Annotated in this window: 16 protein-coding genes, 1 tRNA gene and 1 pseudogene; 14 read left to right on the forward strand and 4 right to left on the reverse strand. The window is 37.6% G+C overall.

The features are described from left to right. Nucleotides 1-8: 8 nt before the first annotated feature. Complete coding sequence (locus E4O00_RS03780) at nt 9-2,507, forward strand: ATP-dependent Clp protease ATP-binding subunit (RefSeq protein WP_253678658.1); 2,499 nt, start codon at nt 9-11, stop codon at nt 2,505-2,507. A 15-nt stretch (nt 2,508-2,522) separates the two neighbouring features. On the opposite strand, the gene E4O00_RS03785 is transcribed toward E4O00_RS03780, so the two are convergent. Further along, nucleotides 2,523-3,797, reverse strand: coding sequence for a glucose-1-phosphate adenylyltransferase (locus E4O00_RS03785; protein ID WP_253678659.1), 1,275 nt, complete (start codon nt 3,795-3,797; stop codon nt 2,523-2,525). 135 nt (nt 3,798-3,932) lie between these two features. On the opposite strand from E4O00_RS03785, the gene E4O00_RS03790 reads away from it, so the two are divergent. Beyond that, complete coding sequence (locus E4O00_RS03790; RefSeq protein WP_253678660.1) at nt 3,933-4,931, forward strand: omptin family outer membrane protease; 999 nt, start codon at nt 3,933-3,935, stop codon at nt 4,929-4,931. A 76-nt stretch (nt 4,932-5,007) separates the two neighbouring features. On the opposite strand, the gene E4O00_RS03795 is transcribed toward E4O00_RS03790, so the two are convergent. Next, entirely contained in the window at nt 5,008-5,754 is a 747-nt protein-coding gene (locus tag E4O00_RS03795; protein ID WP_253678661.1) for a septal ring lytic transglycosylase RlpA family protein, read from the reverse strand. Between the two features lie 106 nt (nt 5,755-5,860). Continuing rightward, nucleotides 5,861-5,944, reverse strand: a tRNA-Leu gene (locus tag E4O00_RS03800). Between the two features lie 39 nt (nt 5,945-5,983). On the opposite strand from E4O00_RS03800, the gene E4O00_RS03805 reads away from it, so the two are divergent. Then, nucleotides 5,984-6,925 (forward strand): TatD family hydrolase, encoded by a 942-nt coding sequence (locus E4O00_RS03805; RefSeq protein ID WP_253678662.1) that lies wholly within the window; start codon nt 5,984-5,986, stop codon nt 6,923-6,925. Nucleotides 6,926-7,043: 118 nt separating this feature from the next. On the opposite strand, the gene E4O00_RS03810 is transcribed toward E4O00_RS03805, so the two are convergent. Further along, the gene (locus tag E4O00_RS03810) at nt 7,044-11,132 is read right to left on the reverse strand and encodes a FlgD immunoglobulin-like domain containing protein (protein WP_253678663.1); all 4,089 of its coding nucleotides are present in this window, start codon (nt 11,130-11,132) and stop codon (nt 7,044-7,046) included. A gap of 307 nt (nt 11,133-11,439) precedes the next feature. On the opposite strand from E4O00_RS03810, the gene E4O00_RS03815 reads away from it, so the two are divergent. From E4O00_RS03815 to E4O00_RS14155, 11 genes and pseudogenes are all read left to right on the forward strand, one after another. After that, nucleotides 11,440-11,895, forward strand: a complete 456-nt coding sequence (locus E4O00_RS03815; protein WP_253678664.1) for a hypothetical protein — start codon at nt 11,440-11,442, stop codon at nt 11,893-11,895. After that, nucleotides 11,892-12,074 carry an HNH endonuclease signature motif containing protein gene (locus E4O00_RS03820; RefSeq protein ID WP_253678665.1) on the forward strand — a complete coding sequence of 61 codons (183 nt, stop codon included), beginning with the start codon at nt 11,892-11,894 and terminating at the stop codon, nt 12,072-12,074. The genes E4O00_RS03815 and E4O00_RS03820 overlap by 4 nt, the downstream gene beginning before the upstream one ends. Nucleotides 12,075-12,083: 9 nt before the next feature. Further along, on the forward strand, nt 12,084-12,359 hold the full coding sequence (locus E4O00_RS03825) for a hypothetical protein (RefSeq protein ID WP_253678666.1): 276 nt from the start codon (nt 12,084-12,086) through the stop codon (nt 12,357-12,359). A 20-nt stretch (nt 12,360-12,379) separates the two neighbouring features. Beyond that, nucleotides 12,380-13,162 carry an RHS repeat-associated core domain-containing protein gene (locus tag E4O00_RS03830; RefSeq protein WP_253678667.1) on the forward strand — a complete coding sequence of 261 codons (783 nt, stop codon included), beginning with the start codon at nt 12,380-12,382 and terminating at the stop codon, nt 13,160-13,162. Nucleotides 13,163-13,194: 32 nt separating this feature from the next. Beyond that, nucleotides 13,195-14,046: an NADase-type glycan-binding domain-containing protein gene (locus tag E4O00_RS03835; protein WP_253678668.1), complete on the forward strand. Its 852-nt coding sequence runs from the start codon at nt 13,195-13,197 to the stop codon at nt 14,044-14,046. A 249-nt stretch (nt 14,047-14,295) separates the two neighbouring features. Continuing rightward, nucleotides 14,296-14,994 carry a hypothetical protein gene (locus tag E4O00_RS03840; protein WP_253678669.1) on the forward strand — a complete coding sequence of 233 codons (699 nt, stop codon included), beginning with the start codon at nt 14,296-14,298 and terminating at the stop codon, nt 14,992-14,994. Nucleotides 14,995-15,060: 66 nt separating this feature from the next. Beyond that, nucleotides 15,061-15,237 carry a hypothetical protein gene (locus tag E4O00_RS03845; RefSeq protein ID WP_253678670.1) on the forward strand — a complete coding sequence of 59 codons (177 nt, stop codon included), beginning with the start codon at nt 15,061-15,063 and terminating at the stop codon, nt 15,235-15,237. A 41-nt stretch (nt 15,238-15,278) separates the two neighbouring features. Further along, entirely contained in the window at nt 15,279-16,295 is a 1,017-nt protein-coding gene (locus E4O00_RS03850; RefSeq protein WP_253678671.1) for a SpvB/TcaC N-terminal domain-containing protein, read from the forward strand. 499 nt (nt 16,296-16,794) lie between these two features. Continuing rightward, complete coding sequence (locus tag E4O00_RS03855) at nt 16,795-18,861, forward strand: hypothetical protein (protein WP_253678672.1); 2,067 nt, start codon at nt 16,795-16,797, stop codon at nt 18,859-18,861. Nucleotides 18,862-18,907: 46 nt separating this feature from the next. Continuing rightward, nucleotides 18,908-20,395: a hypothetical protein gene (locus E4O00_RS03860; protein WP_253678673.1), complete on the forward strand. Its 1,488-nt coding sequence runs from the start codon at nt 18,908-18,910 to the stop codon at nt 20,393-20,395. Nucleotides 20,396-20,543: 148 nt separating this feature from the next. After that, nucleotides 20,544-24,690 (forward strand): annotated as a pseudogene (locus tag E4O00_RS14155) (toxin TcdB middle/N-terminal domain-containing protein); the annotation flags it as partial.

Consider the following 24,690-nt stretch of genomic DNA (forward strand, 5'->3'; position numbering starts at 1 on the left):
GGTGTTATATGTGTCAAGGTCTTTCTCAGGATGCTCATAAACTGCTAACCCTTTTCGGTCAGCAGGAAGCCAGAAGGGTTAATGCCGATTTGTTTCAGCCCGAGCATATTTTGTCTGCCCTAATCCGCAATAAGGTGGGAAGGGGTTATATAATTCTTCAAAAGCTTAATATCGATATTTTGAATTTGCAATTATTTATCGAGCAAAATACTCCTATCCGCACGGGGGATAGAATAATCGGGGAAATTCCTCCTTCGCGGAGAATTAAAAGCCTTGTCGATATTGCAACAATAGAAGCAAGAACGATGAGGCAAAATGTGGTCGGTACCGAGCATATTTTAATAGCCCTTGTCAGAGAAGAAAATTCAATTATATCCGATTTTTTTATGCGGTATAATATTTTGACTGAAGACATAAGGATGATAATCTTAAAAATAACGGATCAGATGGAGTCTGCCAGAGCGGCTAGGGCAGCCGATATGTCAAGGTCAAAACCATCGGCTCTTTCCGAATTCGGGCGTAACCTAACCGATATTGTCAGCTCCGGCTCGCTTGACCCTGTAATAGGCCGCGAAAAAGAAATCAGAAGACTCATCCAGATTCTTTCACGCCGTACAAAAAACAATCCTATCCTTGTAGGAGAACCTGGAATAGGCAAGACTTCCATTGTTGAAGGCTTGGCTTTTGCCATAATAAATGAAAATGTGCCTCACGATTTGCTTAACAAAAGTATTATCTCCTTAGATCTCGGCTCTGTAATTGCAGGAACAAAATACAGGGGACAGTTTGAAGAAAGGCTAAAGCAAATCATAAACGAAATAAAAGAAAATAAAAATATAATCTTGTTTATAGATGAAATTCACACCCTTATAGGTACGGGAGGCTCTCAGGGTGCTATGGATGCGGCCAATATTTTAAAGCCGGCCCTGGCCCGCGGTGAAATACAATGTATCGGTGCTACAACAATTGACGAATACCGCAGATATTTTAAAAACGATTTAGCCCTTGAACGCCGCTTTCAATTAATTCAAGTAAAAGAACCTAATCCTGAAGAGACATTTGATATAATATGCGGTATAAAACATAAATATGAAGAACATCACAATGTTATTTATGAACCTGAGACTGTAACCAAGATAATTGAATATGCAAAGCGGTATATTCCGGATAGATTTTTCCCTGATAAGGCTATTGATGTTTTGGATGAAGCCGGGGCAATGAAAAAAACTGTCCTTGATAAAAAGCCAGGCGAGCTTTTTGAAATAGAGGACAAGATTAAAGTTTTGATGCTTGAAAAAGCCGAGATGGTCGAGTTGCAAAATTATGAAAAGGCAGCCTTAATTCGGGATGAAGTAATGGATCTAAAAAACGATATTTATCAAATTAAAAATAAGTGGATGACTTCGTATCAAAATCCTATATCCTATGTTGACGAAAACGATATAGCCGAAGTTATTGCAATGATGACCGATATTCCGGTAAATAAATTAAGCCGGGATGAAGCTGAAAGGATGCTTCACATTGAAGAGGAATTAAAAAAATCTGTTATAGGTCAAGACGAACCCATATCGATTTTATCCAATTCAATCAGAAGGTCCCGCGCAGGTATTTCATCTCCTGACAGGCCCATAGGTTCGTTTTTATTTTTAGGACCGACCGGTGTCGGAAAAACCCTTCTTGCAAAAACCCTAGCCGAATTTTTATTCGGTACAAAAGAAGCCTTGATCAGAGTCGATATGAGTGATTATATGGAAAAACATAATGCCGCCAAACTCATAGGAGCACCTCCCGGATATATAGGTTTTGATTCAGGCGGATTTTTAACAGAAAAAATAAGGCGAAATCCTTATTCCGTTTTGCTTTTGGATGAGGTCGAAAAAGCTCATCCCGATGTCTTTAATATTCTTTTGCAAATTTTAGAAGAAGGGGAGCTTAGAGACAGCCTCGGTCATATCGTAAATTTTAAAAATACGGTTATCATTATGACAAGCAATGCAGGTTCAAAGTCCATCATAAAGGAAAATCAGTTGGGCTTTAATCCTACGGGAGAGGGAGTTATGGCTTATTCAGAAATACAGGCTAGTGCTCTCAACGAAATAAAAAAATTCTTATCTCCTGAGTTTATCAACCGAATTGATGAGATGCTTGTGTTTAGACCTCTCGATAAGGATGACATTAAACGGATATTAAAACTTGAGCTTAAAAAATTTGAAGATAGAATTGCAAAGCTGGACCTATATATTGAACTTTCAAAAGAGGCTGAAGATTTCTTTGCAGATAAGGGATATGATCCGGCCTACGGAGCCCGTCCTATGCGAAGGCTTATTCAAAATAAGATAGAGGATGCCTTATCGGTTAAAATAATAAGCGGAGAGTTTGCAAAGGGTAAAACTGCTTTTATAGATTTTTCTGCAGAGGAAGGCGATGTTATTATAAGAATTAAAGAGAATGCCGATTACGAAGACTCATACAGCACACCGGTTAAATGTGAAGCAGAATCTAACTGATGTGCTTTATGATTTTTATATTGAAGTATTATCCGGAATTATCGAATTTTTTACTATAACATAAATTCCGTCTACAACATGATAGAAGCCGTAGTCTCCGTCGGGCGGAATTTGATCCATACCTATGGAAACATTATTGCCTATACGCACATTCTTGTCGATGATGGCAGATCGTATCCGGCAATGATTGCCTATACCCAAGTTAGGGCCGCCTTCTTTTAAGCGGGCTTCTTTTTCTTCATGGGTTTCATAATAGTCGGCACCCATGCAGATAGAGTCTTCTACAAAACTGCCTGACTCAATAATTGAACGGACTCCGATTACCGAGTGATTTATGGTTGCATTTGTGATAACGCAGCCGTCACTGCACATAGACCTGCTCAAATGTGCATAATTTACCTTTGACGGAGGCAGATTTCTGTTATGAGTATATATAGGACTATCCGCATCATAAAAGTCGAATTTCGGTTTTATTTCCGTAAGGTCAAGGGTTGCATCATAGAAAGATTTTATGGTTCCTATGTCGGACCAATAACCATTATGCGGGAAGGCAGAAACCTTAAATCCCTTAGTGATTGCATCCGGTATAACTTCTTTTCCGAAGTCGGTATGATCGCTCTCTAAACATTTTTCCATAACCTTTGCACTAAAAATATAAATTCCCATTGAGGCAAGATATTGTTTATTAGGATCATCCGGTTTGATAAGGGATTTTTCAGGGATTCTCCAATCATCTATATTTTTGTCGGTCCCCGGTTTTTCCATAAACTCGGTAATCACCGAGTCTGAATCCACCTTCATAATACCGAAGCCTGAGGCATCTTCCCGTGTTACAGGAGTGCAGGCGACGGTAATATCGGATCCCGATTCCTTATGAAAATTTAAAAATTTCTTTAGATCCATGCGGTACAGCTGATCGCCTGCAAGGATCAGATAATGAGAGGGATTTTGATGCCGAAAGTGGTGAAGGTTTTTTCTGATGGAGTCAGCCGTGCCTTCATACCATCCCGTATTATCAAAAGTTTGCTCGGCTGCAAGAATTTCGACAAAGCCGTTTGAAAAGCTGTCGAAGGTATAGGCCTTTGCAATATGAATATGCAAAGAAGCCGAGTTAAACTGTGTTATAATATAAATGTTCCTAAAACCGGAATTTATACAGTTCGAAAGAGGGATATCGATAATTCGATGCTTGCCCCCGAAAGGTACAGCCGGTTTAGACCGATGCATAGTAAGCGGATAAAGACGTGTTCCTTTTCCGCCTCCCAGTATTATGGAAAGAACTTTTGCCATAGGCATCCTCCTGCCTACAATTATATAATGCTTTTTAAAATTTTACCAGACTAATTTATTAATTCTTTATAAATTTTTTCTATTTTTTTTGCAATACTTGACAGAGGTTATAAGTCTAACTAAACTAATACCAATATGAGCGTTTTTTACAGACGAATCATTGTTTTTATCTTTCTCTTTATAAGTGCTTACTCTGCCTCATCAGAAGAAGGGAAAACTTCTTTTAATTTTTCTGTTTATCCTTCTTTGTTTACGGGGTCGGGATTTGAGTATGTTTTTAGCAGTGATTCGTTAATTAAAAGCCGGCTTGATTGGCCGTTTTTACCTGCCGGAGGGCTTACTGCCTGTACCGAATTTAAACTTAAAAACGGCTTTTACCTTTCCTTTTTTTCTTCTTTTATAATACCATCTTATTCGGGTAGAATGTTTGACTATGACTACCTTAATCCGTATCAGCCTTTGATGATGACTCATTTTTCGGAGCATGAGGCCTATGTTAAAAAAGGCATCGATTTAAGTTTAAACCTGGGTTTTATGAAACCTCTTGTTGTGTATAAAACATATTCGGATAAAAAAATAAAAATAGATTGTTCTCCTTCTATAGGAATAAGATATATTTTAAATTCATGGGATGCTGTGGACGGGTATACCAAGTATCCGCCTAAAACAGAGCCTCCAAGTCCGGTTTTACCTGATACTCCTATAACTCCTATGACAGGACTCGGAATCAGATATAGCCAAACCTTTATTTTGCCTAGTATAGGAATTCTGTTTAGATTTGAGTTTCCGAGAGCTTGGAAGATTGATTTGTCGACTCAACTTTGCCCGAGTGTTATTGGTTTTGCAGAGGATTTTCATTATATGAGAGAGTATGGGGGCTTAAAATTCGTAGATGTTTTTAAAAAGAAGAACTTATCTTTTTACTTATATCTTTCTGCAGAAAAAAGGCTTTCAAAGTTTTTTTCTTTTTTTTCTTCTGTTGATTATACATCAGTTATAGCTTATAACGGAAAATCCTTTGTTTATTCTATTAAATCAGGATTATTAAAGGATGTTTCTGCTACAGGATCTTCCGGAGCTTCACTGCATTATACCCGTATTAATTTGGGGATTAAAATTCATATATTAAAATAAAATTTTAAGGGATGATTTAATAAAAACCCGAGCCCTTTTGGAGCCCGGGTAAAATTATTTTAGGAGGTTCTATGTTTTACCAACTTTCTTGGCGTAAGATATAATCATTAAAAGAATTGAGCTCAAGCACCTTTTTGACTTTTTCGAGATCGTGAGGTCTTATACCGTATAAAACTACTCTAGTAGAAGTTTCCGTTTTTTCATAAGCAGGTTCAAAACCTATCTTTCTTAATTTTTTGACAAGCCTCAGGGCATTCTCTTCACGCTTAAATGATCCTAGCTGAATTCTCCATAAAACGCCTTCCGTTTCTGAAGCCTTGGCGGGTGTGTAAACGAGGCTTTTATTTTTTGCACTGTCAGTTGAAGCTTGAAAATCATGTTCTTTTGTTCTTACCAAGCTCTTTGCTTGATAGTCTGCATTTTCTTTTGCGGTAACATCTGAAAATGAGCCCATATCATTAGGGTCTATCTTTCTTAGTCTCACCCTGACAACACCATGGGAAAGCATATCCAAGGCAGTTGCTGCAGCCTTTGAAACATCTATTTCCCGGTTTTCTACAAAGGGGCCTCTATCATTGATTCTAACGATAACTCTTCTTCCGTTCTCCAAGTTTGTAACTTCAACAAGGGTACCGAAGGGAAGAGTTTTGTGGGCTGCTGTGTACGAATACATATCGAAAATTTCTCCGCTTGCGGTAGGCCTTCCGTTAAAGGCTTCCCCGTAGTACGAAGCATAAGTTTCCTCGCTTATAATTCCTCCTTGTGCAGTTAAAAAAAGAGTAAACGATAAGGACAAAATTAACATAAGGATTGCTTTTTTCATTTAATTCCTCCCGAATTAAAATCTCATATATTCAGTATCGGAATAAAAAAAAAGAAGATTAGGATAAAAACAAAAAAGCCTTAAACCGGTTCGGTTTAAGGCTTTGTGCTGAAGACGGGAATTGAACCCGTACGGCATTACTGCCAAGGGATTTTAAGTCCCTAGTGTCTACCTATTCCACCACTTCAGCAGATGTGGTATACTATCATAAATTTTAAAGGAGGTCAAGATGTTTTCTGACTCTCATGCACATTTTTTTATGATTTTTCAACGAAATGAAGGTGATCCTTCGTTTTTACATACAATGGCAGAACAAAAATTCAGGTTTGCTATGGATATAGGAACGCAGCCCGCAGATTTAGAGCCGAGGCAAAGGTTTATTTCGCAAGTTTTTGAAGGAAAAATATCAGGTGAAATGCCGATTTCTTTGCCCGTATATTCGAATTTGCATTTGCCATCATTTTTACACTTTGCGGCAGGTCTTTGGCCCCATGCTTCAAGCATTGCCGAGCCTGAAAAGTCTCTCAAGGCCTTAAAAGCCGATATTGATACTCTTTTTTTGCAGAAGGCCGAATCGGAAAAGGTTTATCCCGGTAAGCCCTTTTATTTTTCTTTAGGAGAATGCGGGCTTGACCGTTTTTGGAACGGGGCTGCTGCCGAAAAAAGAGGAGGGGATCTAAATCCCGATGAAAGAGGAACTACCGACATAGAAGGAGAGGAGTTTTTATTTAAAGAACAGTTAAAAATTGCAAAAGAAAAAAATCTTTCGGTGATAGTTCATTCAAGGGATGCTTATGAAGATACCTTAAAATGTATTGATGAGATAGGCCATCACAAGGGGATAATTCACTGCTATTCCTACGGCCTTAAAGAAGCTTATTCCTTTTTGGAAAGAGGCTGGTATATTTCCTTTCCCGGAAATGTAACCTATGCAAAGAAAAAGGCCGATAAGGACAGGATTGCCGAGCTTGTGAGGGCAATTCCTGCCGATAAGCTATTGCTTGAAACCGATGCTCCGTATTTAGCTCCGGTTCCTTTTAGAGGAAAGATAAACACCCCTCTTTTGATAGAATACACCTATGCAGCCGTTTCAGAAATTTTAGGTAAGTCTATGGAGACCTTGGCCGAGCAGGTTTATCAAAACTGCTGCTCCTGTTTTTTGGTAAAGTGAAAAGTGTAAAGCTTTTTCTTTTATAAATGGTCTCTTGTGAATCTAAAAAAAGGCTGCCCTCCCGTGACGGAAGGACAGCCTTTTTTCTTTACGTAAAAAGAGTTTTAAGTTTTACTTGTTACTGCTTAATTAAAATAAATTCTACTCGGCGGTTTTTCCACCAGTTGTCTCTATCGCTCAAAGAAGCTACAGGTTTTGAACTTCCCATTCCGACAGAAGAAAGGCGGGTACTTCTTACTCCCTCCTTTATGAGGAATTGACGCACAGCGTCTGCTCTCTGTTTTGATAAGGGGAGCAGGGCTGTTGTTTCTTCTTTTTCGGTACCTGTTGTAGTATTGGCGTGTCCTTCAACCTGAACCTGATATTCGGGGAATTTGTTTAGGATGACGGCAATACGCTTTAGGATATTTTTGTTTTTTTCTACAATAACCGTTTCGAGACCGTCAAAGTCGGCAGCATTTGCTCTAAAGATAATCGAAGGTACGGCTATTTTAAGCTTATCCCCGTCTCTTATGACAAGGATGTCTACAGGAATATATCCCCTATAAACCGAAGTTAATCCTACCTTGTCGGTTACGGTAAAGGCAAAAGGATAGTCGGTTGCCGACTGAACGGTTTCGCCCGAAAGGGAGCGTCCGTCCCAGATGAGTTCGCTTGTTATCTTTTCTTTTCCGGAAGTTTGCCAGAAAAGTTTGCCTCCGTTTTCTTCAGGCTCGGTAATTTCAAACTTCCAGCTTTCGATACCGGCCTTTGATTCGGCTTTTAGGCTTATGTATAGATCGTCATCGGTGCCGTCATTATCCGGGCTAAAGTACTTGGGACTTGTTATAACACCTATCTTGGGAGCTTGAGTTGAAAGGATGAAGGCATCGGTAAAGGCCGTTACAATGTCGCCCTTTTTGTATTCGACGTACATGGTTGCGAGATACCTTCCATCCGGTGCCTTAGAGTTTCCGCTCTTGCCGTCCCATACAAGTTTTTTAGGCAGCTTTTCTTCTTTTTTGGAGCTCCATTCGGCAAAAACCTTTCCGCTTTCTACATCCGAAACCTGTATATTCCAGTTGTCTATTTCGGCATCAATATTGGTAAGAACTGAAATGTTTTGAACATCCCTTGTTCCGTTGCCTGTGGGAGAAAATACCTTATGTTCGGCGGTTATGTAGCCCTTGGCCTGACGGCGGTCTACAATGATGCCTTCAAGTTTTCTGACGGTTTTGTTTCCGGCCTCGTCTTCGGCTTCGGCTATGTAGGTGTATTTTTCGTCAGGCACCTTATTGCCGGTGTCGTCATCTGCCTCCCAGATAAAATTATCTGCCTTATCCTTCCATCTTAGGGTTTTTACCGTTTTGTTTTTGGAATCGACAAAGCGGCCTGTCCATTCGTTTTCGGAAGAAGAAATTTGATCTATGGGAAGGTCGGGCTTGTTGTTTCCTTGTACAGGAGAAAAGGCCAAATAGGGAGCCGAAATCTGAATTTCGGGATAAACCGTGTCTATCTTTATTGAAGAAATAATTGATTTTGCCTTGTTTTTATTTGCAAGCTCAACTTCAAATTCGGCAGAGTAAAGGCCGTCAGGTACTATCGGTTTCTCATCAGCTTGACCGTTCCAACTTATTTTCTTTGGAGGGGTATTGCCTTTGTAGGCCTTGATAATTTTTCCGTTTGAATCCTTAATGTTTACCGTGTATGAGTCTACCTTAGTTTTTGATTTTACGATAGGATAGAATTCTATGCTGTCCTTTACCCCGTCGTTGTTGGGAGAAAAGGCCGTATAATTTGATTGAAGAATTATATCGGCTTTTTCGGTATTAAGTTCTACAAGCACGGCATTTGAAAGAGCTTCGTTTTGAGCTTCGTCAACTCCCCTTAATACATAGATGTACTTACCGTCTTCGGCAAAGCTGCCGTCGGCTTTTCTTCCGTTCCACTCAAATTGAGGCGGGAGTTTATCGCCGAAGCTGTTTGTAAAAATCGGTGTGCCGGCAGTATTGTCAGCAAGGCTGTCTTCACTTGAGGTCCTATATATTTCTGCAATCCATGTTCCCGGTTTTTCTTCCTTGTGAGTAAAAATGAGAGTATCGAGCTCTCCGTCCCCATCCGGAGAAAAGAGTTTGTGCGATGCAGAGGCTTCGGCCTTGGGCGGTGTGATGTCCAAGGTAAAGGAAGGTGTTTGAGCCAAAGGCTTATGTCCGTTTATATACCTTGCTGAAATAAAGGCCTTGTAAGAGCCTTCAGGTAATGGCTTTCCGGCCTCATCCTTCCCGTCAAAGGTTTTAGGCTCGATTTTTGAGGAGCTGCCTGTGTATGTTTTTACGGCTGTTCCAGCCTGATTTTTTACTTCGATCTTCCATTCTTCAAGACCTTTAGTAACCGGAATAGAAGGAATGAATTTTATCTTGTTATTCGATTTGCTTGCAGGAGAAAAAGCGTTTTTATCGATATTTATGTTAATCGAAGGCTTGTAGGTATCCACAATGATGTTTGAAAGATTGGATACCGTTTTATTTTTTGCCCTGTCCACGGATTCTATTTTGTAGCTGTAAACTCCGTCCGGTACAAAAATCCCTGCATCGTCTTTTCCGTCCCAGCTTAAGGGAGAAAGAGTCTTATCCTTAACTTGAATTGTTCTGATAACCTTGCCTTGGGCGTTGCTGATACTTGCAGTCCAAAGTTCTTCATTTGAACCTGTGTTGTCGAAAACAAAGGCATCCTTGTTTCCGTCCCCGTCAGGGCTGAATATTAAAGCTTCTTGCCCTTGAGGCTTATTAAATTTAAGTTCCGGGGCTGTTTTATCCACATAGGCTGTAAAGTTTTGAGAAACCGATTTATTTTTATTGTCGTCTTCGGCATTGATTACGAAGGTATACTTTCCGTCCGGGGCTGTTTCGCCCGAATCGGTGCGTCCGTCCCAGCGGAGGGTGCCGGGCACTTCAACGCCTTCTTTGGATTTTCCTAAAAGCTTAAAGAACGAGGCTGCATCCTTCATTTCGCGTAAGGGGATTTTATTCGAAATTGTGCGGACAGTGTTTCCTTTTTCATCCTTTATTTCGCAGCTCCAAGCCGTTACATAGCGCTTATCGGTAATCTTTAAAGGAATTTCCATGGCATCGTTTTCTCCGTCATTATTGGGAGAAAAGTAGATTGTTCCGCTTTCGGGCATTTCGGCTTGAATTTTAGGTCCTTCGTTGTCTTTTAGACCGAAGTGAACATTGGCCCCTCCGCCGAAGGCCCAAATTCCGTTATGGAAGGGCTTTGCAGCAAATTCGGGGCGGATTTCGTTTTCTTCCCAGCCGTTTTTATTTAAAAAGGAATCCTTTGTTCCTTGAGATTTGATTTTTATATTGACCCCTATATTGAAAGAGGGGATAAAGCTTTGTTTTTTATGGATTGCTTCAAGTGTGTTGATGACAAAGCCTGTTTTAAAGGATATCATGTCGGCCATGAGTAGGTGAAGTCCCGTATTTATGACAAGGTTTTGGAAAAAGGGTGCTGAAAGATCTGTGTGCATTCCAAGTTGGAAACCGTCAATATCGACCAAGGCTGCAGCAAAGCCTGCTCTCGGAGTGATTATTGCAGGGCTTCCGCTTGAAGCTCCTCCCTTTATTCCTGTTGCCTTGGGATTGTAGGTTTTGCCTAAGCCCGTTATTGAAAGGCCCAGCTTGGAATTTTTTAAAAATCCGAGATCGCCGAACATATAAAGGGCGCCTATATCAAGGCCCAGTCCCCAGTCCTTTCCGAAGTCGGCATAGGAACCTACACCTACTAAAAGTTTTTCGGTTACATCCTTCGAGTATGAAAAGCGTAAGCCGCCCATTGTTCCAAGCTTTAAGGAGTTAAATTCTGCATTTAAAAAGTGAAGGCTTCCCGCAATGTTTCCCCATCTAAAGGGGTAGAGGAGAGCTGCATTGGCTGCATGGCCGAAGCCCTTTTCTTTGCCGAGCCCCGCAATCAAAAAGTATGAAACATCGAGAACCGGCCTTTGTTCGGCCCCGCCTAAGGCCGGGTTGACAGCCAGACTGCCCGGAACCGTATCTCCGAAGGGGCCTCCAGTAACCGAGCCCTGTCCTCCGGCAACTGCCGGGGATTGAAGTGTAGGCTTTTCTTCCCCTCCCGGGAGGGGATCATAGGCAAAAACCGCCGTTCCGATCAAAAAAAAGCATAAAACAAAAAAAACTTTCGCTTTTAAACCGAATTTTAAAAAAAACATATTAGAGCTCCTTTAAAAGCAAATATAACCTTTTATTAAAACATATATTATAGTAAAACTGTTACGAAAATCAATTCCTTAATCTATAAATAAATTCTAGAAAATTGAAATTAAGCTTATGGTGTACTCAATTTTATAATATTTACCTAATATCTCAAAAAAGTGAAAAAAATATTTTTTAAGAATTTAAGTCTTGACAAACTAATATATGTATGATAATTTTTATAAATCAGCCGTTTTTGTGTGCGTGTCATTTTTTCCCTTCAATTTAACGGCTAATACTTTTATTTTTAGGAAAGTTGTTTTTATGAAAAACTTAAGCACTAAATCTGTTTTTTGTTTATTGTTTTCTGTTTTAATATTTACAAGCGGCTGCTCAAGTGTGTGGAGTAAGAAATACAAAGACGATGCCGGTGTAATGTACGGGATGATATACGACGAGAATGAAGAAGGTGTTTCCACTGTAAGCGTAAAAGTGAACGGGTGGTTAAAGGCTGTTTCTGACGGACAGGGGCGGTTTATCTTGAAATTTTTATATGCAGACATAAAAGATAAAAAAGAGCAAAAAATAGAATTTGAAAAAGAAGGCTATGAGAAAATAGAAGAAGTCTTCTATTATGAGCCGATGAGCCTATTGCATATAAAGATGGAAAGCGGAGAAGAGATAATAAAAAAAGCTGAAACAGACATAGATGAAAAAGAATATGTAAGGGCAGAAGAATTGCTTGAAAGATCTATAAAGATAGAAATAATGGGGTTGTGAAATCTGATTCATCTGGAAAAATATTAACAAAACCTGTTAAAACTCAAGCTGGTGTAACTCCTAGCCAAGATGAATGGCAGATAGATCATATTATTCCTAAGAGTAAAGGAGGTACAAATAGTTATTCAAATGCACAAGTATTGTCAAGGCAAGAAAACAGATTAAAATGGGATAACTAGAAATAAAAAATGAAATGGCTTTTTGACGATAAAAAAACAACGATGGTAATTACAACGAAGCGTGTTATAAATAAAATTAGCCAAGTATCTATTGTGACACATGATTCTGATGACGGTATATGGCAATTTCTTGATAAAGGAGAACTAACTGAAGAGTCCGCGGCTGTAGTCAGCTTAGAAGAAATAATTTTATTAGACTCATCTTTAATGACATTATATGATTTACCATTAGGATGGATTGCCGAAAAAAATGCTGATGGCACATGGAACAAATATTCAAACTAGATAATAAGAGACCCTACTACATGGACGCTAAAGCATCGTACTGGTTGACGATGGTCATCGCACTTAATGATTACATACCAAAAGATCCCATTGATGACGAGGCTAAAAAGCACAATGAAAACTTGCCGGGAATGGGCGGAGTATATAACACTGTCAACCTACATGTTTACCACTATGCGGGGAATAATCCGGTTAAGTATACCGATCCGGATGGAAAAGTTTTATGGGATAGTGTAAAAATTTTTTTTGAAAATATTAGAGAAAATACGGTTATACATATTGAGAGAAGCTATTTAGATAATGGTAACTTGGGGAGGGGTGTTGATAAATATTTTAAATCAACATTTGAAGTACGGGTATATAATATTGCAATTATTACTGTGTCTGTTCAATCTACTGCAGATCATCCTAATTTGAATAATGGAAATCCCCAATATAATGGAATGACTTTACCTGAAGGAGAGTATAACATTTATTTACTTGAAAAGTCTAATTCATATACTAATCCGATGCATATTATAAATGAAGCACTGGGTGCTAGTTTAGATGATAACTTTTTAGTACATCCTGATCAGTTTACAGAAAAAACAGGAGGGCCTTGGCTACAGCCCTATGGTTTAGGCTGTCTAAAAATGAAAGATTTTAATAAAATAAATTCCTTTTTCAAAAAATTGGGCTTTGAATATAAAGGAACACTTAATGATAGAGACTTTGATAAATATGGCTCAAAAATTAAAATGATAATAAAGGATTCATTGCCTATTTTGGATCCTAATATTTTTCCTATGCGTGATGAAATATAAATTAAGGAGAAAATGAATGAAAAAAAAAGATTGTGTCTTTTATTACATTATGTTTTATTGTATTAGGTAGCTTGGTATATGGAGCAGAAGTTCCTGCAGGCTATACATATGCTATTTCACCGCCATTATCGATGACTTTCTTAAAAAATAATAAGGTACTTTTTTATGATTTGGATAAAGACGAAGCAAACCAGAAAACTATTTATGATTATAAGCTGGAATATAAAAGCGGAGTTCCTTTTATAACAATATTTAATAGTAAAAAGCCTAAAACATATTTATTTTTATACAATAAGAATTTTTGTGCTTTTTATGAGAAAGACGGATATGTTTATCAATCAGGTATTAGTCTGCTTAACAATATGGAAGGATTTTATACGCATGATTGGATAAATAAAGATGAATCAATATATGCAACAAAGGAGGTAATGGAAGGTGATATTAAATATTCTGCAAAAAATATTGTATCAAAGAAAATAGATGAACTTTGGGCGGCTCCTAATAATGGTATAAACGAATCCATTATAATTGATAGATTATATAAAGGCTATAATGATAGAGATGAAAGAGTTGAATACGAAGATTCTAAGCATGATGTTATTCTAATGCTTTGTTCAGGATTTATTTCTTATAATAAGTCTCATTTATATAAGGATAATGCAAGACCTAAAAAGATAAAGGTAACATTAAGTAATACTCAAAAGAATATTTTAAAGGAGTATTTCTTTGATTTAAAAGATACTCCTAACCCCCAAGTATTACGTTTCAAAGAATTTATAAGTGATAAAATAATTACAATTACTATTCTTGATGTGTACAAAGGAGAAAGATATTCAGACTTATGTATAAGTAAAATATGGAGTTATGTAGGACGTAAATTGTAATAGTATGATGAACCGATAATAGTTGTAGGAAAAGAGTTAGAATAATATGATGACAGCCACATCCGCAGTGATAGGAAAAATTTGTTCATGTACGTTGAGGATTAATTTTTGAAGCGACGCCGCAGACGGCGTGTATATTTTCAAAAGAGTCTACATAGTACCGTATTTACACCGAGAAAAAGGGCAGAAAGAAAGACGCGGAGAAAGGCTATTAAGGCTATATAAAAAATACATAGAAGGAGATAAAGAATGAAGAAAATAGGAAGTGTATTTATAATAGTTTTTTTGTTATTCAGTTGTGTTAATCCGCATAATCCCATGTATGAAGGAGAAAGCGGAGCCTTTGAAGAGGGCAATGAAATAGAAAAAGAAGAAGGCGGGGAAGACGGGACAAATCCGTTTGAAGATAAACTATTTAAAAAGGAAGGAGAAAAAATAATATTAAAAACAAACAATGGAAAATACTGGGGCGTGCGGGGTTATACTTTATGGAAATTTTTAGGAAAAGAAATAGATAAAAAAGCTCCGAGTATAAAGCTAATAAAAAAAGAAGGAGCAAGTGAAGCGGGATACGGATTAGTATGCTACAGTACAAAAACTGAAGCGGGACAGAAAAAGTATAGTATGCTTGTAATATTGATACATGTAGACGGAAAGTATTCTGTCGGGTATGTAGTAGACGGGTTATACAAACACATAGAGTGGAAAAAAGAAAGCGAAAAATTAAATAAAGGATATGGAATAGAAAACATTATAAGCGTAAAGAAAGAAGGGAAAAAAATAGAAATATATTTTAACGATGAAAGTTATTCCGGAAGCCCGTCATATACGATAAACGATTCAAGTGAATATTTACTTGGAGAAGGGGATGCCGGGTTAATAGGAGTAGTATCAGCGAAGGATAAATTTCCCGATGATTTTGTTTGGATAGAATACAAGGTAAAGTAAAGGTTTAAAGCGGTAAAGAAAGAGATTTTAAATAAAGTCTTATAAAAAGAGTGGAGATAAAAGTAAATGAAAAAGATAATGGAAGGAATAAAAGAAAAAAGCATTTCGATAATATTATTTATAGTATATATGACGGTAGGAGTACTTCCTGTAAACTTATATGCGCAAGATGCAAATGCCGGGCAAATAAAAATCAAGAACTCTATCTTATTGGTAAGCAAGGTAATAGGCAAGGAGGAGTAATTGAAGCTGGGGGAGTAATATTTGAAGTACCTAAAGGAGCCTTGGAAAAAGAAGTTGAAATAAAGATAAGCAGATTAATAAGGGTAGAAGAAGGGGAAGTAAAAAATGTAACGGCAGGCTTAGGAGGATACAGGTTTGAACCTGCAGGTATTAAATTTAAAAAAGAGTGCCTTGTAAAGATGGCATATGATGATCGAATAGAAGAAGAATATGCGCAAGAGGTATATACGTATTATTATGATAAGAAGAAAAAAAGTTGGGAAGCATTAAAGCGAAAGGGAGTAGATACAGAAAAGAAGGTAATAGAATCTTACACAGATCATTTTACGGATATGATAAACGGGACATTAAGCTTACCTGAATCGCCTAGTCCTGTAAGTATAAACTTAAACAGCATAAAAGAGTTAAAAGCCGCCGATGCAGTAGGCAGGATAGAAAGCATAGAAGGCTTAAAGGGAGGAAGTGAAGGAAGCGCATCATTTAACATGAGGCTTCAAGTTCCGGGCGGAGTAAGAGGCTTTACGCCTGAACTCTCGGTAAGCTATTCAAGCGGAAGCGGGTACGGGTTATTGGGTAAAGGCTTTAGTTTAAGCGGGATAGAAAGCATAAGCATAGACACAAGACTCGGCTTACCTTTATATAACGGCAAAGATATTTATTTAATAAACGGAATAAAGGTAAGGCATGAAGGAGGGAAGTGGAAAGAAGAGAGAAAGCAAAGTTATGCTGCAATAAGGAATGATTGGGCTGAAGGCAGAGGTAGCGAAAATTATTTTGAAATAAAAGAAAAGGACGGAAGCGTAAAAATATACGGAGCGAAGAATTGGAGCGGAGAAAGTGAAGGAAGAAAATACATATATTACTTGGATGAAAAAAAAGACAGCTTTGGAAACATAATAGAGTATAGGTATGAAAAACAGAAAGATGAAGAAGGAGAAGAAGTATTATTAAAAGAGATAGTATATGGAAAAGAAAGAGAGCGAAGAATAAAGATAGAGTATGAAGGAAGAGAAGATGAGAGTAGACGGGAGAGGAAGATATTTAAAGAAAGAAAGTAAGAGGATAAGAGAAATAAAAAGTGAAGTTAGAGGGGAAGAAGTAAAAGATATGAGTTTAAGTATAAAGCGAATACCTTTTTAGAAAGCATATTAGAGTATAGAAGTAAGGGGGCAAGGCAAAGAAGAAGGGCGGTACGCATATAATTTTGAATATGAACAAGCGGAAAAAGAAAGAGATGGAAGTATAAGAGCTTTTGGAGAAAGCGAAGCTTGGGCAAAAAGAGGAAGTATAGCAGAGAGCGTACATATATCCGGGGGTAGTTCAGGATCGGCCGGAGGCAGGATAAATATAGGTAATTACTTAACAATAACCGGGGGAATAACAGGCTCATCCGGCAGCGGATACGGTTACAGTAAAAGGAGTTTTGTAGACTTAACTGGAGATGGTTTAGCGGATATAGTTGAATGGGAAAAAGGAATATTAAGATTATATGAGGGTAAAAGAAATGAAAAAGAAGAAATAATATATACAGAAAGACGAGATTTTGATTTTGGTGCATTGGAAGGCTTTTTTTTAAGTGAAAATGAGGACAGCAATTGGACTATAGGAGGGAGAGTAGATATAAGCGGAAAAGAATTAGGAGCAAATATAGGATTAACAAAACAGGGGAGTTCAGGAACAAGTAAAAGCGAATTTAGCGATGTAAACCGTGATGGGTTTATAGATTTTATATCGAACGGAAAGTACTATGAAAATGAACAAGGGCGAGGTTTTAAAGAAGGAGTAGGATTTAAGGGAGCAAAGAATGGAAGTATCAAGATTAGTGAAGCTGAAAAAAGAGAAATAGAAAAAGCCCATTATTTTCAGGAAGGAATAAAATCTTGGAGAAGTCCTGTAAGCGGAATAGTTCTTATAAGTATAGATGTAAAAAAATCAGATGATACAAAATTATGTGTGTATAGGAGTAAAAGAGACGCTGACAGCGAAAAACTTTATGAATGCACAGATAAAAAAACTTATGAGTTTGAAACGGATATAAGAAGAGGGGAGTATATATATTTTGTAAGTGAGACGGATAACAGGGTTAAAATAGGAGCGGGAATAGAAGCTTCAATAAAGATTGAATATAAGAAGTATATGAGGGATGAATTACTTGGAAGAAATATACAGTATCTTTTTCCAAATAAAACATATAACGAGCCTGAAAAAGAAATCATAAATTTATATGATGAAGAACTCATAGAAGACGAAGATGCTGATGAGGATTTTAACACAAAGAAAAGAAGTATTTGGAGTTTAAAGAGTGATTATCTTTCATTGATAGATGAGAAAGCGATCGAAAAAGCCCTTTCTTTAAGGTATTACGGATATATAGGCAAGGAAATAAAAAAAGGAGAGTTTGAAAAGCTGTACGAAAAATACGGGAATAAAAGCGGTATTGAAAACATAATAAAATATGACGGAGGATTTAAAGAGTATATTCACACAGGGGACAAGAATGGAAATTTAAATCAATATGAAATGAGTCAATTTATATCGCAGGCAGATAATCAAACTTTAAAAAACTTGACAGGATATAAAGATAGCGAAAAATTAAGATATCCTTTATTTTATGAGAACGGAGATAAATATTATCGTGATATATTAAAAGTGTCGGAGAATAATGAAAGGGAGCAAAGAAAGGGTGGATATGAATCGGAAGAAAAGATATTGGTAGGAAAGATAAGAGGGAAAGAATACGAGATAAGAAAAGAAGGGGTATATAAATTATATGAACAAGGAATAAAAAATGAAGAAGCTAAGGTAATTGTAGATAAAAAAACTAAGAACATAAAAGTATTATTGAAGAGAAAAGAAAAAGCGGGATATGAATCGTATATAAACCTTATTAATAAACATATAGGCTGTGTAATAAGCGAAAAAGAGTATGAGAAGGGAATAGTTGAAGTAATACAAAAAGATTTGGATTATAGATTAAACCGTATAGAAATATTGAGTGGTGAAGTTTATGAAAGAATAAAAGAAAGACTAGCCTTTAAAAAAGGGAAATATGTAAAAATAAAAGAATTGTATGAAAGATATGAAGACGGATATAAGATAAAAAATGATGTAGAAGAAGAAAGTGTACTGGGGATAATTGAAGCTTTAATTGATGTAAGAAAAGAAGGAAAGATATATATAAAAGAAAGCATATCGTCCGGAGAAAGACGATTAAGAGAAATATGTATATTTACAGAAGAAGAAGCCGAAAAAATAGGAAAAGAATATTTTGAAAGAATTGAAGCCGATTATGAACTAAGATATCAAATAAAAAGAGATATATCGGAAGAAGAGAAAGAGAAGTTAATAAAAAGTTTAAAAATATATGAAGGGTATAAATACGATTTTGCATATTTTGAATATGACGGGTTAAAAAAAGAGTATAAGACAAAAAGAGAAAACTTAGCAAAAGAAGAAGTAAAAAACTTTTTAGAATATTTGGAAAGTTATTATTATGAAAAAGTAGAACTTATAATAGAATATCCTTCAAGCAGTTTGTATCCTGTAAAAAACGGAGAGATAGAAGTTGCCAAGATAAAAGACGGACAGTTTGTTATAGAATATGAAGAAATAAAAAAAATATGAAGGAAACGAAAACTACGAAAGCGGAATATATGAGAGTGAAAAAGGTTTGGAAAAAATAAGCCGGTATGAAAGGCTTTATGGAGGAGCAAATCTGTGGTACTACGGATTATATTCAAGGTATGGAGAGCAAAAATTCAGTGAGAATAAACTTTTTGAGGTTAATGAATATGAAGGAAAAAGCGAAGAAGATGTAAAGAAAGAAAGAGATAGAGTTAAAGGAGAAATAGATGCGGAAAAAAATAAAAATGAAGATAGTAGTGAAAAAGATATAAAAAATGAAGTAAACAAAAAGATAAGCGAAGGAAAGCTTGGCGGTTATATTCCAATAGAAACATATCATGCTTTTAGGGATAAAAGCGGACAAGCCCCTGAGGTAGAAAATAACAGCGATTTTACATTTAGCGATAAGAGTTTGCTCGGCTCTGTATCTGTTCATGTAAATAACGGTTTTGACAGAGAAGGGAAAATAAAAAGCGAAGTAAACCATTATGCTTCTTATATTGATGATAATATAATTTACGCAAGCAGAATAACGGGTGCAGCCTATAAGGCACTTCCTTGGGTGCAGGAAGCAGGAGGAGTATCGTTTGCTTTAAGTAAAACAGTAAGTGAAAGTTTTGACAGAAATATAGGAGCTTCAGCAGGTAACGTAAATGTCAGTGTGGGTTATAATTCCGGTACAAGCGGACAAACGCAAGGCTATCAGGATATAAACGGAGACGGATATCCCGATATATTAAAAACGGAGAATGGGAATCTTTATGTTCAGGATGGACAAGAAAATCTTCATTTTAGTAATGAAAGAAGATTAATGGGAGCCGGTTTAAGTTCAAATACAAACTCTTCAAAAGTATTCGGCACGGGGGTAGGTCTTTCAGGTTCTTTAAATACCATTATGGATAGTAAGGCAAAGATCAAAAGCGTAACTGTTGCCCCATCCGGTGATACATCTTGCAGTGTTTCGGGCAATGCCATTAATTATTCCAAAGGTAGTCAAAGTCAAGAAGGCGGCTTAATAGATGTAAACGGCGACGGACTTCCCGATTATCAAAATAAGGGGGATACAAGCTTAAATCTGGGGGATGAATTTAAAAGAGCAGGTAGATGGAAAAACGGCTTAATATCCTCCGGAAGAGTAGAAAGCGGCGGAGGAAGTATAGGAGGCGGTCTTAATGCAACATATTCTATTTTTTCCGGAGGAGTAAGTTTCGGGCTTAGTGCCAATATAAGCCGTACTACAACCGAAGAAATTTTAACCGACTTAAACGGTGACGGCCTTCCCGATAAGTTGAGTACCGGAGAAAACGGAAATTATAAAATAAGAATAAATACGGGGAGAGGTTTTTCAGCTGAAGAAAAAACCGTTACCATAGGAACTTTTCAAGTCAACGAATATGCCGATTTTTTTGAAAACAGTATCGATGCTATTGCAGATAAATCTGAGGTAATACAAATCCCATATAACAGGCAAAGTATAGATAGGACTTTTTCAAAAGAAAGAATAAAAGAACTTAAAGACTCCTTCTTCTATTGAGTTTAATACAAGCAGGAGCATAGGAATCACAGGCAGCTTATCGGGACAAATAGGATTTCTAGTATGGCCTCCCGTATCTATAGTCGCAAACTTTTCAGGCGGAGGTAACGGAAACTACAGCGAGTCTGAGGTAAGCTTAAGATTATTCGACATAGACGGAGACGGATTAATAGACAGAGTATTTAACATAGGAGGAGATAATAAACTTTACGTCCAGCGTAATCTTTTAGGCAAGGTAGGCTTATTAAAAAAGATAAAGTTACCCCAAGGCGGAAGCTACGAATTAAAATATGAGAGGGTAGGAAACACGGTAGAGCTTCCACAAAGTAAATACGTATTAAGTGAAGTAACTGCCAAATCGGGATTAAAAAATAAAACAGGTAACAGCCAAGAATACAGAACCTACTACACCTACGAAGACGGCTATTATAATAGAATAGAAAAAGAATTCTATGGTTTTAAAACGGTAAGAAGTAAAAACGCCGTAGGCAAGGTAACAGAAACGGAATATTATATCGACTCTTACTATCGAAAAGGCATGGTAAAACGCGAGATAGTACAAAACGGAAGCACCATCTACTCAATAAAAGAATACGAGGTAGACACAGCCCCCCATGCAAGAATAAAAAAAGAAGTAAACACAATACGAGAAAACTACAGTGAAATAAAAACGGAAAGCGAATACGAGTACGACAAATACGGCAACGTAACAAAACTCTACGACAAGGGAGACGTAACAAACACAAACGATGACATCATAGCAGAAATAACATATTGGAAGGAGGCTAGTGAAGATAAGTACTTTAAAGCACACCCCGAAAAAATACAGGTCTTACACGGAAAGACCGGAACTCTCTACGTAAACGGGAGGGTGCATACGACAGCAGAACAGGAGCTTTAACAGAATTAAAACAATACACGTCGCATGGAGCATATCTTGTAAACCGCATAGAATGGACAGATGAAGGAAACATAAAGGCAATAACAAGCCCGACAGGTAAAAGAGCCGAATACAAATACCTTGACGGCATATATCCTATCGAAATAAAAGAGATAAGCTCTAAAGGAGATAAATCTTACACAAGTAAAATAGAATGGGATCGTATTTTAGGAGTAAAACTAAAAGAAACGGATGCCGCAAACAATACAATGAGCTACAGTTATGACAACTTTGGGCGAGTAACCGAAGTACGCAGCCCCTACGACACAAGTGAAACTCCTTACGCAAAATACACATACATTACTCCATCATCTTCCTTTTGGTACACCGTAACAGAAAACAAAATAAGCACCGAAGCCGAAGATACGGCGGTTATGAAAACAATAGTAACCCACGACGGCTTAGGACGCATAAGCTATACAGCAAAAGAAGGAGAAGTATACGTAGACGGAACCGATGAGCAGACCCAAACAGGCTGGAATATTTCAAGTGCAATAAACTATGATGAAGCAGGACGAAAGATAGAAGAAGGAATGCCCTTCTTTTACGGAGGGAACTAGAACAAGAACTGGTAAATAAAAATTATATGAAGCCCTTGAAGCGTTTTATGAGCTTAACGATTTTACAACGATAAGAAACGGAACAAAATACGAGTATGACGACATAGACCGAAACATATTAACGGTTTTGCCTGACGGACACACACAAAGAAATGAATACTCGATAGACGCTTCGCTTCAAATAACAAAGGCAACTGACCCGCTAGAAAACATAAACATAAGTAAAAAAAGATGCAAGAGGAAACATACGGGAAGTACAGAGGCAAGATAAAAACAACACTCTTCTTACCAAGGCAAAATACGAATACTCCGTATTAGGTGAAATGCTTAGAGCATATGACGCAAACGAAAACCTTTTATCGGTAAGTTATGACTTGCTTGGAAGAAGAACCGCATTAGAAAGCAAGGACACCGGCAAAAAAGAATGGATTTACGATGAGAAAGGAAGATTACAGGCGGAAACCGATTCGGTATTAAAAAACAAGGCAGCCGAAATAAGATACGAGTATGATGGCTTTGACCGCATAATAAAGACTGACTATCCTTTTAGCATTGATATCGAATACGAATACGGAGAGCCTGAACAAAAAGGTGCAGGTCAGATAATTTACAAAAAAGATGAAACGGGAGAAATGCACTATACTTACGGAAACTTAAACGAGGTAGTAAGCGAAACAAGAACCATAAACCGCTACGGAGCAGGAAGCAGTCCTGAAACTGCAAGCTTTGAATACCGCTCCGATTACCTTGGCAGAATGCAAAGCATGAAGTACCCCGACGGAGAAACAATAACTTACTCTTACGACAAAGGCGGACAGCTGAGGGGCGTTAGCGGAGTAAAGACTACAAACAAAGGAAAGGCAGAATACTCCTATGTCGATAAAATCCTATATGACGAACACGCACAGCGAGTCTACATCAAATACGGAAACGGAGTAGAAACGAGATACCAGTACGATGAAAAACGAAGATGGCTTGACTCGATAGAAACCAAAAACGTACAAACCCAAGACGTCTTTCAAAAAATAAAGTATAATTTTGATGCAGTAGGAAACGTCCTAGGCTATAATAATGATGCAAGTACTTACGAAACAAAACAAGAATATAAATACGACAACCTTTACCAGCTTATAAACGTAGAAGGAACAAGCAAGCAATACAAAACCAAAAAAAGCTTTGGTGCAACACCTGTAAGCATTGCAAAATATAAACAAACCTTTGCCTTTGATGGCATAGGAAACATGAAAGAAAAACTAAGCACCACAAACATACCCGGTGCACAAGGAAACTCTTACCCCAAAGCTGAACTTGATTATAGCTTAAATTACGAGTATGACCCTGCCTACGCACACCGCCTAATAAGAGCCGGCAACCGATACTACCGCTATGACGCAAACGGCAACATAACAGCCGAAAAAGACGGTCCATTCACAGATGAAGAAGAGTTTGTATTTACATACTCCTATTTTGAAGAACAAGATGTTTATGGCGCGGACTACGGCTTCGGGCTTGACGCACCTAAAGAAACCGAGCAGTCAAACCCGCAAGACCTATTTGCCTACAGAAGAAATTACACTTGGAACGAGCGAAACCTCTTAACAAAATCAAGCGACAGAAACTACACAGTGCACTACCGCTACGGCGAAGACGGACAGCGAGCCCTAAAATACACAGACGAGGGGCGAAGTGAAACGCTTTACTTCAACAATTTTTTCACGATACACATACCCACACAAGACCAAAATAACCCGCAAGGCTTAAGAGTGCATAAGCACATCTTTGTCGGTAACAGCCGCCTTGTAACAGCGATGACACATACGGATAATCATGGAGATAACGACGAACAAAAGGCAAAGAGATACTACTACCACAGTGATCACCTTGGTAGTACACAATTCGTAACCGACTGGCGAGGTAAACAATATGAACACATAGAATACACACCGTATGGGGAATTGTGGATAGAAGAAGTTGCTGCAGGATTGGATAAACTGCCGTTTAGGTTTACCGGCAAGGAGCTTGACGAAGAGACAGGTTTATACTATTATGGTGCGAGGTATCTTGATCCGAAGTATTCAAGATGGTTGAGTGGGGATCCGGCGTTGGGTGAGTACATTCCTAAAGCGCCCATTGACGATGAGGCGAAAAAGCACAATGAAAACCTGCCTGGCATGGGCGGGGTGTTTAATACAGTCAATCTGCACGTGTACCACTATGCGGGGAATAATCCGGTGAAGTATACTGATCCTACCGGTAAGTTTTTTATCATTGATGATTTAATAGGGGCGGTAATTCAATCAATTCGTGATAATAATTGGTCAAATTTTGGAGAGAAATTTAAATCTAATTTTATTAATACATGGAAATTGATAGGTCATTCAATAGCAATGTTGCCGCAGACCCTGTGGTTTGCACCACAAGAAATTCTTGGATTATTATTAGGATATGGTTTTATTCTTGGATCGGGGGGAACTGTTGATTGGGATGGCGGTTTTAAATATGTAAACCTCCCAAACCGTAAGGATGGAATAACATTAGGGAGCATTGGTATGGGACATCCTTCATTCAAATCGCATGAAAAAGGACATTATTACCAATCGTGGATATTGGGGCCGTTATATTTATTTGTCATAGGAATTCCAAGTATTATTCATGCGGCGATGCATAATACAAATAAATGTAATAGATGCAATGAACTTAGAGAAAATGGAGACGACGATCCTTATAAGCATTTTTGGACGGAGCAATGGGCTGAAAAATACAATAAAGAAAAGAATAAAGAAGAAAAAAAATAA

Origin of the sequence: Treponema sp. OMZ 788, assembly GCF_024181245.1 — a bacterium.
GTDB lineage: Bacteria > Spirochaetota > Spirochaetia > Treponematales > Treponemataceae > Treponema_B.